General features: G+C 65.0%; 12 protein-coding genes. 4 read left to right on the forward strand and 8 right to left on the reverse strand.

The genetic code is table 11. The features are described 5' to 3' along the window. Window positions 1-318 (reverse strand): polyhydroxyalkanoic acid system family protein, encoded by a 318-nt coding sequence (locus I6F20_RS10595; protein WP_036027316.1) that lies wholly within the window; start codon window positions 316-318, stop codon window positions 1-3. Window positions 319-497: 179 nt separating this feature from the next. Between I6F20_RS10595 and I6F20_RS10600 the strand changes: the two genes are divergently transcribed. Further along, the gene (locus I6F20_RS10600) at window positions 498-662 is read left to right on the forward strand and encodes a DUF3309 family protein (protein WP_009798696.1); all 165 of its coding nucleotides are present in this window, start codon (window positions 498-500) and stop codon (window positions 660-662) included. A 130-nt stretch (window positions 663-792) separates the two neighbouring features. On the opposite strand, the gene ligD is transcribed toward I6F20_RS10600, so the two are convergent. Further along, on the reverse strand, window positions 793-3,468 hold the full coding sequence (ligD, locus tag I6F20_RS10605; RefSeq protein ID WP_225126108.1) for a DNA ligase D: 2,676 nt from the start codon (window positions 3,466-3,468) through the stop codon (window positions 793-795). A gap of 118 nt (window positions 3,469-3,586) precedes the next feature. Between ligD and ku the strand changes: the two genes are divergently transcribed. Further along, window positions 3,587-4,471 carry a non-homologous end joining protein Ku gene (ku, locus tag I6F20_RS10610; protein WP_036007240.1) on the forward strand — a complete coding sequence of 295 codons (885 nt, stop codon included), beginning with the start codon at window positions 3,587-3,589 and terminating at the stop codon, window positions 4,469-4,471. Between the two features lie 117 nt (window positions 4,472-4,588). On the opposite strand, the gene I6F20_RS10615 is transcribed toward ku, so the two are convergent. From I6F20_RS10615 to I6F20_RS10640, 6 genes are all read right to left on the reverse strand, one after another. Further along, a complete protein-coding gene (locus I6F20_RS10615; protein WP_109144771.1) occupies window positions 4,589-5,278 on the reverse strand; it encodes a response regulator transcription factor in 690 nt (229 codons plus the stop codon). Beyond that, window positions 5,275-7,998 (reverse strand): DUF4118 domain-containing protein, encoded by a 2,724-nt coding sequence (locus I6F20_RS10620; protein WP_225126110.1) that lies wholly within the window; start codon window positions 7,996-7,998, stop codon window positions 5,275-5,277. The genes I6F20_RS10615 and I6F20_RS10620 overlap by 4 nt, the downstream gene beginning before the upstream one ends. Window positions 7,999-8,038: 40 nt before the next feature. Further along, window positions 8,039-8,644 carry a K(+)-transporting ATPase subunit C gene (locus tag I6F20_RS10625; protein ID WP_225126111.1) on the reverse strand — a complete coding sequence of 202 codons (606 nt, stop codon included), beginning with the start codon at window positions 8,642-8,644 and terminating at the stop codon, window positions 8,039-8,041. A gap of 109 nt (window positions 8,645-8,753) precedes the next feature. Further along, window positions 8,754-10,871, reverse strand: coding sequence for a potassium-transporting ATPase subunit KdpB (kdpB, locus tag I6F20_RS10630; protein ID WP_225126113.1), 2,118 nt, complete (start codon window positions 10,869-10,871; stop codon window positions 8,754-8,756). Between the two features lie 23 nt (window positions 10,872-10,894). Further along, the gene (gene kdpA, locus I6F20_RS10635) at window positions 10,895-12,598 is read right to left on the reverse strand and encodes a potassium-transporting ATPase subunit KdpA (protein WP_225112098.1); all 1,704 of its coding nucleotides are present in this window, start codon (window positions 12,596-12,598) and stop codon (window positions 10,895-10,897) included. Window positions 12,599-12,710: 112 nt separating this feature from the next. Next, window positions 12,711-12,800 (reverse strand): K(+)-transporting ATPase subunit F, encoded by a 90-nt coding sequence (locus I6F20_RS10640; RefSeq protein WP_035698142.1) that lies wholly within the window; start codon window positions 12,798-12,800, stop codon window positions 12,711-12,713. Between the two features lie 534 nt (window positions 12,801-13,334). On the opposite strand from I6F20_RS10640, the gene I6F20_RS10645 reads away from it, so the two are divergent. Continuing rightward, the gene (locus tag I6F20_RS10645) at window positions 13,335-13,799 is read left to right on the forward strand and encodes a hypothetical protein (protein ID WP_225126115.1); all 465 of its coding nucleotides are present in this window, start codon (window positions 13,335-13,337) and stop codon (window positions 13,797-13,799) included. A gap of 23 nt (window positions 13,800-13,822) precedes the next feature. Then, window positions 13,823-14,014 (forward strand): hypothetical protein, encoded by a 192-nt coding sequence (locus I6F20_RS10650; RefSeq protein WP_036007210.1) that lies wholly within the window; start codon window positions 13,823-13,825, stop codon window positions 14,012-14,014. Window positions 14,015-14,027 lie beyond the last annotated feature (13 nt).

Below are 14,027 nucleotides of genomic sequence, written 5' to 3' on the forward strand. Positions count from 1 at the left end.
TCACTTTCCCCCGTCTTTGGTCAGCAGCAATTGGCCGCGCTTCCTGATCGTCGCCTGCGCCATCTCGGCAAAGCGCTGCAACAGCCAGGGCAGCACCACCTCGACCCGGACCTGATCGTCGCCGACATGGACCTGCCCCGTCGCGACCTGGCCGAGCGCGCGGACGCGGAAGGCCAGAGTGTCGCCGCTCCAGCTTTCCTCCTCGACCTGCATCACGGGAATGCTCGCCGCGGCGCGGCCAAGCCCCGTCTTGAGCCGGCGCACCGCCTCCTCACGGCCGAGACGATGCGGAATCGAGACGACGAGCGGTGCTGACATGGGTCCTGCCTTTCTGACTGACGTCACATAGTCATGTCGCGTCCACCAACAAAGGTTCCATGCAAGTTGATCCCCCGGCCGTGTTTCAAAGCCGGAACTTTACAACCTGCGGCAAGTTGCTCCCGCACAACGGGACAGGTTGCAATGACCCTTCTTACGAAGGGCTGGAGGAGATTCGCATGTCAATCGGCACGATCATTCTGATCATCTTGATCATCGCCCTGCTCGGCGGCTTCAGCGGCATCGGCGGCGGGCCGTTTTATGGCACCGGCTATTACGGCGGCGGCGGCCTCGGGCTTGTCATCGTCATTCTGCTGATCCTGATCCTGATGGGAAGGATCTAGTAGTGGCTCCGTAGGGTGGGCTAAGGCGCAACGCGCCGAGCCCACCACTTCGCTCGAACGAAACAAGGTGGTGGGCACGCTCCGCTTTGCCCACCCTACGACACCCGCCTTCCCCGCAACAGCGGCAGACCTACTTCACCTTCCCCGCCAGCTTCTTCATCGCGGCCTTGATCGACACGGCTGCATCCTCATACCCCTCCCATGCCTTCGATCGCGCCAGCAGGGCCGGCACGGTGCGCAGCGTATAGCGCTTGGGATCGAGGTCGCTCTTCACCTGCGCCCAGGTCACCGGCATCGAGACCGTGGCCCCGGCGCGCGCTCGGGGCGACAACGGGGCCACCGCCGTCGACATGCGGTCGTTGCGCAGATAATCCAGGAAGATCTTTCCCTTGCGCAGCTTCTTCGACATGTTGAGCAGATAGCGCTCGGGATCGTCGTCCGCCATCCACTGGCAGACGCCTTGGGCAAACGCCTTGGCCTCCTTCCAGCTCACCTTGTCGCGCGCGCCATGGAGCAGCGGCACCACGACGTGAAGGCCCTTGCCGCCGGTGGTCTTGCAGAAGCTCTCCATGCCGATATCAGCGAGCCGCTGCCGCATCTCCTTGGCGGCCTCGACAACGTCGGGAAAGTCCACGTCAGGGGCGGGATCGAGATCGAACACCAGGCGGCCCGGGGTATCATAGGCATAGGGCGCGCAGTTCCAGGGATGCAGCTCGACGCCGCCGATCTGCGCCACCGCGGCGAGCCCTTCGATCCGGTCGATCTGAAGATACGGCTTGCGGTCACCGGAGACCCGCGCGAGCTCAAGAAGGTTCGACGTTCCCTGCATCGCATGGCGCTGGAAGAAGCATTCGCCCTTGATTCCGTCGGGCGCGCGGATCAGCGAACAGGGCCGGCCCTTGAGATGCACGATCATCCATTCGCCGACGGCTTCGAGGTAGCGGGCAAGATCCAGCTTGGTGACGGCACCACCATCGCCGTCATCCGGCCAGAGCTCCTTGTCCGGCTTGGAGATGACGACACCCATGACCTCGGCATTTTGAGCGGCCTGCTTCGAGCGCCCGCCCGCCTTGGTGCGCGCCGTCTTCCTGGCCCGGGGCTCGGCGAGCTCGGTGTCGACGGGCGTCTCGGCCTCGACCTCCTCGGCCGCCTTGTCCTGCCGCAAGCCCTTGAAGGCCGCCTGGCGAATATTGCCGTCGGCCGTGAAGCCCGCGAACTCGATTTCGGCGACGAGCTCCGGCTTCAGCCAATGCACGTCCCGCGTCTTCTTCGGCGCGTTCTTGCCGCCGAACGGGCTTTCCTTGCTCTCAATCGCCTTCAGCGCCGGCATGATGCGCTTGACTTTATCAGCGCCAAAGCCGGTGCCGACCATGCCGACGAAGGCGAGATGATCGCCGCGCTGCACGCCTGCCATCAGCGAACGGAATTTGCCGTTGGTGGTCTTGTAGCCGCCGATCACCACCTCGTGTCCGGCGCGGCATTTCGACTTGACCCAGCTCTCGGTGCGCCCCGAACGATACGGCGCGTTCAGCTTCTTCGACACCACCCCTTCGAGCTCGAGCTTGCAGGCCGATTGCAGCACCGCATCGCCGCCGCTCTCGAAATGCTCGACATAGCGGATCTGAGTCGATTTCCGCTTGCGCGCTTCCAGCAGCTTCTTGAGCTGCGCCTTGCGCTCCCCAAGCGGCAGCCGACGGTAGTCCTGCCCTTCCGCGAAGAGCAGATCGAAGGCGAAGAAGATCAGGTCGTCGGTCTTGCCATCGGACAGCGCAGCTTGCAGCGAGGAGAAGTTCGGCGCGCCGTTATGGTCGAGCGCGACGATCTCGCCGTCGATCATCACGTCCGGCAGCGCGGCGGCTTCCTCGGCGATGGAGGCGAACTTGCTGGTCCAGTCGAGACCCTTGCGCGTCTTCAGCGTCGCCTCGCCGTCCTCGACCCGGAGCTGGACGCGATAGCCGTCGAACTTGATCTCGTGGCACCAGCCCTCGTCTCCGGGCGGCCGCTCGACCAGCGTGCAGAGCTGCGGCGCAACGAAATCCGGCATCGCCGACACCGTCTTGGCCCTCGTCGCGGTCGCGGCACTTTTCTTCGCCGCTTTGCCGCGCTTCAACGCGGTGCGCGGCGACGGCTTCACCGTGCGCCCTTTGGTCTCCTCGGCACGATTGGACTGCCAGACCGCGTCGGCCTTGCCCTTGGTCCCCTTCGCCAGCATGAACGGCTTCGGCGCGCGGCCCTTTCCCTCCGCGATCTGTTCCATCGCCCGGCCCGAGGCGACGGACTTGTCCTGCTCGAGAATATCGTTGTCCGCGCCTTCGCGGACATACTCGTCACGATGCTTGATCAAGAGCCAGTTGGTCCGCTTCTCGCCGCCGCGGTTGCGCATCCGCACCAAGACCCAGCTTCCCTGCAGCTTGTCGCCATGGAGCGTGAACTTCAGGTCGCCTTTCTTGAAGCCGGCTTCCGGATCGTCCGATTCCCAGGTGCCGCGGTCCCACAACATCACGGTGCCGCCGCCGTACTGGCCTTCCGGAATCGTGCCTTCGAAATCGCCGTAGTCGAGCGGATGGTCCTCGACTTCGACGGCAAGCCGCTTGTCGTGGGGATCAAGCGAAGGCCCCTTCGTCACCGCCCAGGACTTGAACACGCCGTCGAATTCGAGCCGGAGGTCGTAGTGCAGCCGGGTCGCATCATGCTTCTGGATGACGAAGCGCCGCTGTTTCGATGGCGCCACGGCGGTCTTGCCCGAAGGCTCCGGCGTCTTCTCGAAGTCCCGCTTCTGTCGGTAGGTGGAGAGTTTCTGCAGCACGTCCGGTCCCGCTTCTCGTTCGGCACTTGAAGCCTATCACGGCGAAAGTCCCGCCCGGAACCAAAACCCGATGGGACGGTTGGGGTTCCAAAACGCCTTGAAAACGCTGGAGAATGGAATGGCCCCGCGCGCCTACTGGAAGGGAACGTTGAAGCTGTCGCTGGTCAGTTGCCCGGTCGTGCTCTATCCGGCGACCACCGCGGCCGAGAAGACGCGGTTTCACCTGATCAACCGCGAGACCGGGAACCGGCTCAAGCAGCAGATGATCGATTCCGAGACCGGCGACGTCGTCGAGAGCGACCAGAAGGGCCGCGGCTACGAAGTGCGCAAGGGCAAATACGTCGAGATCGAACCGGAGGAGCTCGAGGCAGTCCAGATCGAGAGCAATCACACCATCGACATCGAGAGCTTCGTGCCGCGCGAGGAGATCGACCAGCGCTATCTCAACCATCCCTACTACATCGCCCCCGACGGCAAGGCCGCGGTCGACGCCTTCGCGGTGATCCGCGACGCCATGAAGGACCAGGAGCGCGTGGCGCTCGCCAAGATCGTTCTCACCAACCGCGAACACGTCATGGCGATCGAGCCGCGCGGCAAAGGCCTGCTCGGCACCACGTTGCGTTTCCCGTACGAGCTGCGCGAGGAGGACCAGTTCTTCGACGACATCAAGAGCCCGAAGATCACCAAGGACATGGTCGAGCTCGCCGGCCACATCCTGCAGACCAAGGCGGCGCATTTCGATCCCAGCAAGTTCAAGGACGAATACGAGGACGCGTTGAAGGCCCTGGTGAAGCGCAAGGCCAGCGGCAAGAAGATCGAGCTGCCCGAGCCCGAGGAACGGCCGAGCAATGTCGTCAGCCTGATGGACGCACTGAAGCAGAGCCTGAAGGGACGCGGCGGGAAGAAGTCGGCGGCGAAGTCGCATGCGCGGCGCGCGACGGGACGGCATCGAAGTGCGAAGAAGGCGCACCGGTCGACGGCAAGGCACAGGAAGGCGGGTTAGTGCGTCATTCCGGGGCGATGCGAAGCATCGAGCCCGGAATTCATCGTGCCAAGCGCGACGCAGAGAAATGGATTCCGGCCCGCGCCAACGGGCGCGTCCCGGAATGACAGCCGGGATCTATTCCCCCGCCTTCAGCCGATACCCGATCCCCGTCTCCGTCAGCACGTATTGCGGCCGCTCCGGATCGGCTTCGATCTTCTGGCGAAGCTGACGGACATAGACGCGTAGATATTGCGCGTCGGTCAATTCGTCCCACAGCTCCTTCAGCAGGAAGCGGTGGGTAAGCACCTTGCCGGCGTGCTGCACCAGCACCCGCAACAGGTCATATTCCTTCGGCGAGAGCTTCACCTCGCGCTCCCCGACCTTGACGATGCGGCGGACGAGATCGACCGAGAGATCGCCGGTGCGGAACACCGGGCGTTCGCCCTTGACCTGAAGCTGGTGACGCAGCGCGGCGCGCAGGCGCGCCAGCAGCTCCTCCATGCCGAACGGCTTGGTGAGATAATCGTCGGCGCCGAGATCGAGCGCCTGGACCTTGCCGGCTTCGTCGCCGCGGCTCGACAGCACCACGATCGGCACGCCGTCGTTGCGGGCGCGGATGGTGCGGAGCAGCTCATGGCCCTGAACGTCGGGCAGGCCTAGATCCAGGATGATCAGCGCCGGCTCCTCGCCAAGTTTCTCCAGCGCCGTCTTGCCGTTCGGCGCTTCCAGGATTTCGTAGCCCTGGGTCGTCAGCCCCATTCGCAGCAATTTGCGGATCGGCGGCTCGTCGTCGATGACCAGGACCTTGATCGGAGCAGCGCTCATGCGGCGGTATCCAATGCGTGGCTCTCTGCCGGAACCGGCAGGCGAATGGTGAGGACCGCGCCGCTCCGCTCGCTGCGATTGGCGGCGGAGATCGTGCCGCGCATCGCCTCGACGAAGCCGCGCGAGATGGCAAGCCCGAGCCCGGTGCCGGGACGGACGTGATCGCCCTTCTGCACGCGATAGAACTTGTCGAACACGCTCTCGAGCTCGTCCGGTGGAATGCCGGCGCCCTCGTCGACGACCTCGAGCACGACATGAGCGCTGTCGCGCCGGCCGCGGATCGAGATCGTGGTTTCGGGGGGCGCGTATTTCGCGGCATTGTCAAGCAGGTTGAACAGCACCTGCTCGAACAGCACGGCGTCGAGCTGGAGCATCGGCAGATCGGCGGCCAGCACCAGCTCGACCTTGTGGCGGCTGAGGATCTTACTGGCGCGCCGGAGCGCGCTGCCGACGATCTCGCTGAGATCGTGCAGCGCTGTGGTGGGCACGATGGCGCCGGATTCGAGCTTGGTCATGTCGAGCAGATTGGCGATGAAGCGGTTGAGCCGCTCGGATTCGTCGATCACGGTGGCGAGCAAATCGCGCTTCTCGGTGTCCGAGAGCGCGCCGGCGAGATCGCGCATGGTGGAGGCCGCCCCTAACACCGAGGCGAGCGGCGTCTTCAGATCGTGCGAGATCGAGGTCAACAGCGCCGAGCGCAGCCGCTCAGATTCGACGGTGCGCTTGACGCGGTCCATGTCCTCGACCAGCAGCACACGCTCGATCGCGAGCGCGCCCTGGTCGACCAGCGCATCGAGTAGCCGCCGCTGGTCCGGCGTCAGCAGCGGGCCGGTGCGATCGTTGTCGATGCCGATCACACCGATTGGGCCCCGCCCGGTGCGCATCGGCAGAAACAGCCGCTTGGCGCCCGGCAAGGTATCCGAGCCGCGACCGGCGGGACAATCGTTGCTCCAGGCCCAGTTGGCGGCGGCAAGATCGGCCTGGTCAAGCTCGTCCTCGGGCGGATAGCCTGATTTCACCGTCAGCAGGCCTTCATCCGGCAACAGCAGCACCACGCGGACCTTCAGCATCAATGCGGTCTGGTAGGCACTGGCCCACAAGACGTCGTCCAGCGTGGCAGTACCGGCGAGCTTGCGGCTGAAGGCATAGAGCTGCTCGGTCATCCTGATCCGGCCGATCGCGGTGTCGGCCTGGATGCGCACGCGCGCCGCGACATTGGAGACGATCATCGCCACCACCATGAACAGCACGAAAGCGGCGACATTGGTCGGGTCGGTGATCGTGAAGGTGTAGATCGGCGGGATGAAGAAGAAATTGTAGCAGAGCGAAGCCGCCACCGTGGCCAGCAGCGAGGGCCACAGGCCGTAGCGCACGGCAACCGCGACGACCGAGGTCAGCAGCACGAGATCGACGTTCTCGATGCCGAAATAGGGCTGGATCAGCTTGGCAGCGCCGAGACCCATAAGCACGATCCCAAGCGCCTTGAGAAAAGGCAAAGGATCGAACGGCTCGGATCGTGCGGCGGTCTGCACCGCCATCTTGGGCGCGGCCTCTCCGGAAAGCTCGTTGCCGGGAATGACGTGAACGCTGATATTGCCCGCACGCCGTACCAGGTCGTGCACGACCGAGCCGCGCGTCATCTCGAACCAGTGCGAGCGCGTCGACTTGCCGATCACGATCTGGGTGACGTTGTTGCCGTGCGCGAAACCGATGAGATCGTCAGCGATGCGGCGGCCGACGGCGGGAATGGTCAAGGCTTCGCCGCCGAGCGATTCCGCGAGCCGCAGCGTATCGGCCAGCCGATCGCGCTCCTCGTCGGACAATTGCAGCGATCGCCGCGTCTCGATCGAAATCGCGGTGAACGGCGCATGCAGCCGGTCGGCCAATCGCTTGGTGTAGCGCACGAGGCCGGCCGCGCGCGGGTCCTCGCTGACGCAGACCAGGATGCGCTCACCCGCGGCCCAGGGCCCCGGAATCGCATTCGCCTGCATGTGGTTGAGCAGCTGCTCGTCGACCCGCTCGGCGGTGCGCCGCAGTGCGAGCTCGCGCAGCGCCGTGAGATTGCCTGGCGAGAAATAATGCTCCAGCGCCCGCTCGGCCTGCTTGGGCACATAGACCTTGCCCTCCTTCAGGCGCTGGATCAGGTCGTCGGGCGTGAGGTCGATCAGCTCGATCGCGTCGGCGCGGTCGAACACCGAATCCGGCACGGTCTCGCGCACCCGGACATGGGTGATCTGGGCAACGACGTCGTTCAGGCTCTCGATGTGCTGGATGTTGACGGCGGTATAGACGTCGATGCCGTGCGAGAGCAGCTCCTCGACGTCGAGATAGCGCTTGGGATGGCGGCTTCCGGACGCATTGGTGTGGGCGAGCTCGTCGACCAGCGCAATCTGCGGCCGCCGCGCGATCACCGCGTCGAGGTCCATCTCCTCGACGATCTGGCCGCGGTAGTCCAGCCTCTTGCGCGGGACCACTTCGAGGCCGCGCACCAGCGCCTCGGTCTCGGCACGGCCATGGGTCTCGACGAAACCGACCACGACATCGATGCCGGCCTTGCGCTTGGCCTGGGCGCTTTGCAGCATCTCGTAGGTCTTGCCGACGCCGGGAGCGGCGCCGACGAAGATCTTCAGCCTGCCGCTCGCACCCTCCTCCCGGCGCGCCGCTTCCAGCAGGGCCTCCGGTGACGGACGTTGTTCGGGATCGCGACGCTCTCGGACCATCTTGCCAGTATAATCATCCGTACATTGCCAGCCTAGACGGCTACTTCGCGGCGACCCGATCGAGCGCGAGGTTCAGCGCCAGAACGTTGACCCTGGGCTCGCCGAGGAAGCCGAGCAGACGGCCTTCGGTGTTGGCGGCCACGAGCTGCCTGACCTGACCGTCCGGCAGATTGCGCGCCTTCGCGACGCGCGGCACCTGGAATTGCGCGGCTTCCGGCGAAATGTCGGGGTCGAGGCCGCTGGCCGAGGTCGTCACCAGGTCGACCGGCACGGAAGCGTTCGGATTCTCGGTCCTGAGCTTGTCCACATCTTCCTTCAAGCGGTCGGCCAGCGCCCTGCTGGTCGGCCCGAGATTGGAGCCGCCCGAATTGGCGGCGTTGTAGGGCGCGGGCACCGTCTTGGTCGAATCGTTCGGGTCCGGCGCCAGCGTCGCCGAGGGGCGGCCGTGGAAGTACTTGTCGTCCTTGAACTCCTGCCCGATCAGGGCGGAGCCAATCACCTTGCCGTCTTTCTCGATCAGGCTGCCTTGCGCCTGCACGGGAAACAGCGCGCCGGCAATGCCGGTCATGGCGAGCGGATAGGCAAGGCCCGTGATGGCGGTGAGCGCCAGCAAGAGGACGATGGCGGGGCGGATTTCTCTGAGCATGCTGGGTCTCCTATGTCTTCCGTCATTGCGAGCGAAGCGAAGCAATCCAGGGTCTTTCCACGGAGGCAGTTTGGATTGCTTCGTCGCAAGAGCTCCTCGCAATGACCGGTTATGCCAAATGCAAGGCGGTCACCACGAGATCGATCGCTTTGATGCCGATGAAGGGAATGACGATGCCGCCGAGCCCGTAGATCAGGAGGTTGCGGCGGAGCAGCGCGCCGGCACCGACGGCGCGATAGGCGACGCCCTTCAGCGCGAGCGGAATCAGCGCGATGATGACGAGCGCGTTGAAGATGATCGCCGATAGGATGGCGCTCTGCGGGCTCGACAGGTTCATGACGTTGAGCACGTTGAGCTGAGGGTAGAACGCCAGGAACATCGCCGGGATGATCGCAAAATATTTGGCGACGTCGTTGGCGATCGAGAACGTCGTCAGCGCACCGCGCGTCATCAAGAGCTGCTTGCCGATCTCGACCACCTCGATCAGCTTGGTCGGGTTGGAGTCGAGATCGACCATGTTGCCGGCCTCGCGGGCGGCTTGCGTGCCGGTGTTCATGGCGACGCCGACGTCGGCCTGGGCGAGCGCCGGCGCGTCGTTGGTGCCGTCGCCGCACATCGCCACCAGCTTGCCCTTGGCCTGCTCGTCACGGATCAGCTTGAGCTTGTCCTCGGGCGTTGCCTGCGCCAGGAAATCGTCGACGCCGGCTTCCGCGGCGATGGCGGCCGCCGTCATCGGGTTATCGCCGGTGATCATGATGGTGCGGATGCCCATGCGGCGCAGCTCGGCAAAACGCTCGCGGATGCCGCCCTTGACGATGTCCTTGAGCTGGACGATGCCGAGCAGCTTGCCGTCCTTCGCGACCGCCAGCGGCGTGCCGCCCGATTTGGAGACCTCGTCGGCAATGGCGCTGATCTCGCGGCTCGCCTCGGATAGGGCCGCGGGCTGCATCGCCCGTGCCGCAGTACCGGAGGAGATCGCGGTCGGCGCCCTGCCGGCGATATAATTGAGGATGGCATCGACCGCGCCCTTGCGCACCGACGAGCCGCCGGCGTCGACGCCGCTCATGCGGGTCTGCGCCGTGAACGGAACGAAGGTCGCGCCAAGCTCGGCCATATCGCGGCCGCGGATGCCGTACTTCTCCTTGGCCAGCACGACAATGGAGCGGCCTTCCGGGGTCTCGTCCGCCAGCGAGGCGAGCTGGGCGGCATCCGCCAAGTCCTGCTCGGCGACGCCGCGCACGGGACGGAAGGCGGTCGCCTGCCGGTTGCCGAGGGTGATGGTGCCGGTCTTGTCGAGCAGCAGCGTGTCGACGTCGCCGGCGGCCTCGACCGCGCGGCCCGACATCGCCAGCACATTGAAGCGCACCAGGCGGTCCATGCCGGCGATGCCGATCGCCGACAACAGCGCACCGATCGTGGTCGGGATCAGCGTCACGAACAGGGCCACCAGCACGACCACCGAGATCGAGCCGCCGGCATAGGCGGCGTAGCTCGGGATCGTCACGGTGGCGAACACGAAGATGATGGTGAGGCCGGCGAGCAGGATGTTGAGCGCGATCTCGTTCGGCGTCTTCTGCCGCTCGGCGCCCTCGACCAGCTTGATCATGCGGTCGATGAAGGTCGATCCCTGCGCGGCGGTGATGCGCACCCGGATCCAGTCCGACAGCACCTGCGTGCCGCCCGTCACCGCCGAACGGTCGCCGCCGGATTCGCGGATCACGGGCGCGGACTCGCCGGTGATGGCGGCCTCGTTGACGGAGGCGACGCCCTCGACCACCTCGCCGTCCGAGGGGATGGTGTCGCCGGCCTCGACCAACACGAGATCGCCGACCTTCAGGCTCGTGCCTGACACGAGCTTGTAGTCCCGGCCCGCGCCGCTCAGGAGCTTGGCCTGGCTCTCGGTGCGGGTCTTGCGCAGTGTCTCGGCCTGCGCCTTGCCACGGCCCTCGGCCACGGCTTCGGCGAGATTGGCGAACAGCACGGTGAACCACAGCCAGAGGATGATCTGGAAGGTGAAGCCGAGATTCTCCCCGCCGGTGACGAGGTCGCGCAGGAAGATCACGGTCGTGAGCGCGGCCACGATCTCGACCACGAACATCACAGGGTTCTTGATCATGGCGCGCGGATCGAGCTTGGTGAAGGCAGCGCCGATCGCTGGCATCACGATCTTCGGATCCAGCATCGCCGAGACCGGCATGCGCTTGTTGGATTTGTGGACAGGTTCCATGGAGGTCACTCCGAAAAGCGAGATCAGAAGACGTTGCCGGCGTTCATTGCGAGATGCTCGACGATGGGGCCAAGTGCGAGCGCCGGGAAGAAGGTCAGGCCGCCCATGATCAGGATGACGCCGACGACGAGGCCGACGAACAGGCCTCCGGTGGTCGGGAAAGTGCCCATCGACGGCGGGATCGACTTCTTGGCCGCGAGCGAGCCTGCGATCGCCATCGCCGGCACGATCATGAAGAAGCGGCCGACGAACATCGCGGATGCGCCCGTCAGGTTGTAGAACGGGGTGTTGCCGGTCAGGCCGGCGAAGGCGGAGCCGTTGTTGGCGGTCTGCGACGTATAGGCGTAGAGCACTTCCGAGAAGCCGTGCGGGCCCGCATTCGCCATCGAGGCAACGCCGGTGGGAAGCACGACCGCGACGGCCGACCAGCCCAGGATCATCAGCGGCAGGATCAGGATCGCGAGCATCGCCATCTTGACCTCGCGGGCCTCGATCTTCTTGCCGACATATTCCGGCGTACGGCCGACCATCAGGCCTGCGACGAAGATCGCGAGAACGACGAACAGCAGCATGCCGTATAGGCCGGCGCCGACGCCGCCGACGATGATCTCCCCTAACTCCATGTTGATCAGCGGGATCATGCCGCCGAGCGCGGTGAAGCTGTCGTGCATGGCGTTCACGGCGCCGCAGGACGCGGCGGTGGTGATCACCGCGAACAGCGAGGACGCAACGATGCCGAAGCGGACTTCCTTGCCCTCCATGTTGCCGCCGGTCAGGCCGAGTGCATGCAGGGTCGTGGTGCCGCTGGCTTCAGCCCAATAGCAAACGGCGACGCCTGCGACGAACAGCACGCCCATCACCGCGAGGATCGCCCAGCCCTGGCGCTGGTTGCCGACCATGCGGCCGAACACGTTGGTGAGCGCCGCGCCGAGCACGAAGATCGACAGCATCTGCACGAAATTCGACAGCGCGGTCGGGTTCTCGAAGGGGTGAGCGGCATTGGCATTGAAGAAGCCGCCGCCATTGGTCCCGAGCATCTTGATCGCGACCTGCGAGGCGACCGGGCCGACCGCGATGGTCTGCTTGGCGCCCTCGAGCGTGGTCGCTTCGACGTAGTCGCCAAGCGTTTGCGGGATGCCCTGCCAGACCAGGAACAGAGTGAACACGACGCAGATCGGCAGCAGGATATAAAGCGTGCAGCGGGTCACATCGACCCAGAAGTTGCCGATTGTGCGCATGGACGCGCGGGCAAAGCCGCGGATCAGGGCAACGGCGAGCACGATGCCGGTGGCCGCCGACAGGAAATTCTGGTGCGTCAGGCCGACCATCTGGGTCAGATAGGACAGCGTGCTCTCGCCGCCGTAGTTCTGCCAGTTGGTATTGGTGATGAAGGAGATCGCGGTGTTGAAGGACAGATCCTCGGCGACCGCGGATTGGCCGGCTGGATTGAACGGCAGCACGGCCTGCAGCCGCATCAGGCCGTAGATGATGAGGAAGCCACCGACATGAAACAGCAGCATCGCGACCGTGTAGGTCAGCCAGTGCTGCTCGCGCTTCTCGTCGATGCCGGAGATCCAATAGATGCCGGCCTCGATCGGCCGCAGGACGGGCGACAGGAAGGTGCGCTCGCCGTTGAACACGCGCGTCATGTACCAGCCGAGCGGCTTGGTCAGCGCGACCACGATCGCGCAATAAAGAATGATCTGGAACCAACCGATCACAGTCATGGCATTAACCCTTCAGGCTTTTGGTCCGGCGCAAAAGCGGCAGGAGCAGCGCGAGCAGGCCCGCGACGAGCGCAGCGTCGGCCAGCAGCAATTTTGCGAGCAGCAACACGGCTCAGAACCGCTCGGGCCGCAGCAGTGCATAGGTGAGATAGATCAGGAGGCCGAACGAGACGGCGCCGGCGAGCGCATAATCGAAGATCATGGCCCGCTCCCTCACAGCCGTTCGCAGGCATAGGTGTAGCCGATCGCGAGGGCAAAGAAGAAGAAGCCCGGCGCCAGCATCAAAAGGTCCATCATGGCGATACTCCTTAGGAGAGACGATGTCCGGCATAGCCCGTCTCTGGATCCCGGCGGGCCGCTTGCTGCGATCGAGCGCGGCACGGGCGGGAACTTCACCGCGCTGAAGTGCCACCGCGCCCATAGGTTTTCGAGATGAGACCTATGGCGACGTTATAGGAATCTCATAAAGGCCGGCCCGTCCCGGCGCAGGGCTCGCGCCTGAGAGCTTTCCCCGCAGCCATCCTTCGAGACGCCCGCTTGGGCGGGCTCCTCAGGATGAGGGCGGAGTGCGCGGCCATAGTTTCAGCGGGCACTGACGCCGATGAGCCTCATCCTGAGGAGGCCGCTTATGGAATCCTTATATCTCTCACCCGAACCCTCTCTCGTTTTCAAATGCCCTCCAGGCCATCTTGGCGAGGCCGGCCGACTGACCGACGCCAATTCCAGGAGGCCTGATATGACCGCTCTCCACCCGCTCGATCTCCCCTCGCTCGCCGAGCAGCTGCGCAAGGCCCATTCAATGACGCGGCCGCTGATGCTCGACATCATCGGTCGCGCCTGCCGACGCTTGCCGTCGCTGGGCCGGAGCGAACGCGCAGCCCGCGTCGTGCGCCTGATCGATGCGGAAGCCTGGGCCGATGCGGCGCTGGCGCTGCTGGAGCTCGAGCTGCCGATGTGGCAGGTCCGCCGCATCGCCTACGATGACGGCGAGTGGCATTGCGCGCTGTCGCGCGAGCGCGAGCTGCCGGACTGGCTGGATTCCGCGGTCGATGCGCGCCATGCCGACCTCGCGCTCTCTCTGTTGTCGGCCTTCGTCGAAGTCCGAACGCTGGCCATCGAAGTGTCGCGGCCGAGCGTTCCGTCGGTGCGCCCTATGCTGGATCCGCTTTACGAACCGGTCGCCTGCCACAATTCCCGCTAGACGCATCTGAAAGGACACGAGAAATGCCGACGCCGATTCTCGGCTTTGAGCGACCCCGTCTGAGGGCTGAACAGCAGTTGCCCATATCGAAGCTGCGCAAAGCTCGACTCGAGCGTATCGCCCTGCATGGGTTGGCCATGCTGTCGATGGGCAGCGTGCTCACCGCGCTGATCGCGCTGAGGACCGCAATCCATATCTGGCATCTCCAGGCCTGACCGGCATTGCGGA

Source organism: Bradyrhizobium sp. IC3123, from assembly GCF_020193625.1.
Taxonomy (GTDB): domain Bacteria; phylum Pseudomonadota; class Alphaproteobacteria; order Rhizobiales; family Xanthobacteraceae; genus Bradyrhizobium; species Bradyrhizobium yuanmingense.

Coding starts and splice junctions, on each gene's coding strand:
- ku (WP_036007240.1), top strand. CDS start 3,587: ATGGCCCCGCGCGCCTACTGGAAGGGAACGTTGAAGCTGTCGCTGGTC.
- I6F20_RS10640 (WP_035698142.1), bottom strand. CDS start 12,800: ATGATCTTCGATTATGCGCTCGCCGGCGCCGTCTCGTTCGGCCTCCTG.
- I6F20_RS10645 (WP_225126115.1), top strand. CDS start 13,335: ATGACCGCTCTCCACCCGCTCGATCTCCCCTCGCTCGCCGAGCAGCTG.
- I6F20_RS10625 (WP_225126111.1), bottom strand. CDS start 8,644: ATGCTCAGAGAAATCCGCCCCGCCATCGTCCTCTTGCTGGCGCTCACC.
- I6F20_RS10600 (WP_009798696.1), top strand. CDS start 498: ATGTCAATCGGCACGATCATTCTGATCATCTTGATCATCGCCCTGCTC.
- kdpB (WP_225126113.1), bottom strand. CDS start 10,871: ATGGAACCTGTCCACAAATCCAACAAGCGCATGCCGGTCTCGGCGATG.
- I6F20_RS10595 (WP_036027316.1), bottom strand. CDS start 318: ATGTCAGCACCGCTCGTCGTCTCGATTCCGCATCGTCTCGGCCGTGAG.
- I6F20_RS10650 (WP_036007210.1), top strand. CDS start 13,823: ATGCCGACGCCGATTCTCGGCTTTGAGCGACCCCGTCTGAGGGCTGAA.
- I6F20_RS10615 (WP_109144771.1), bottom strand. CDS start 5,278: ATGAGCGCTGCTCCGATCAAGGTCCTGGTCATCGACGACGAGCCGCCG.
- I6F20_RS10620 (WP_225126110.1), bottom strand. CDS start 7,998: ATGGTCCGAGAGCGTCGCGATCCCGAACAACGTCCGTCACCGGAGGCC.
- kdpA (WP_225112098.1), bottom strand. CDS start 12,598: ATGACTGTGATCGGTTGGTTCCAGATCATTCTTTATTGCGCGATCGTG.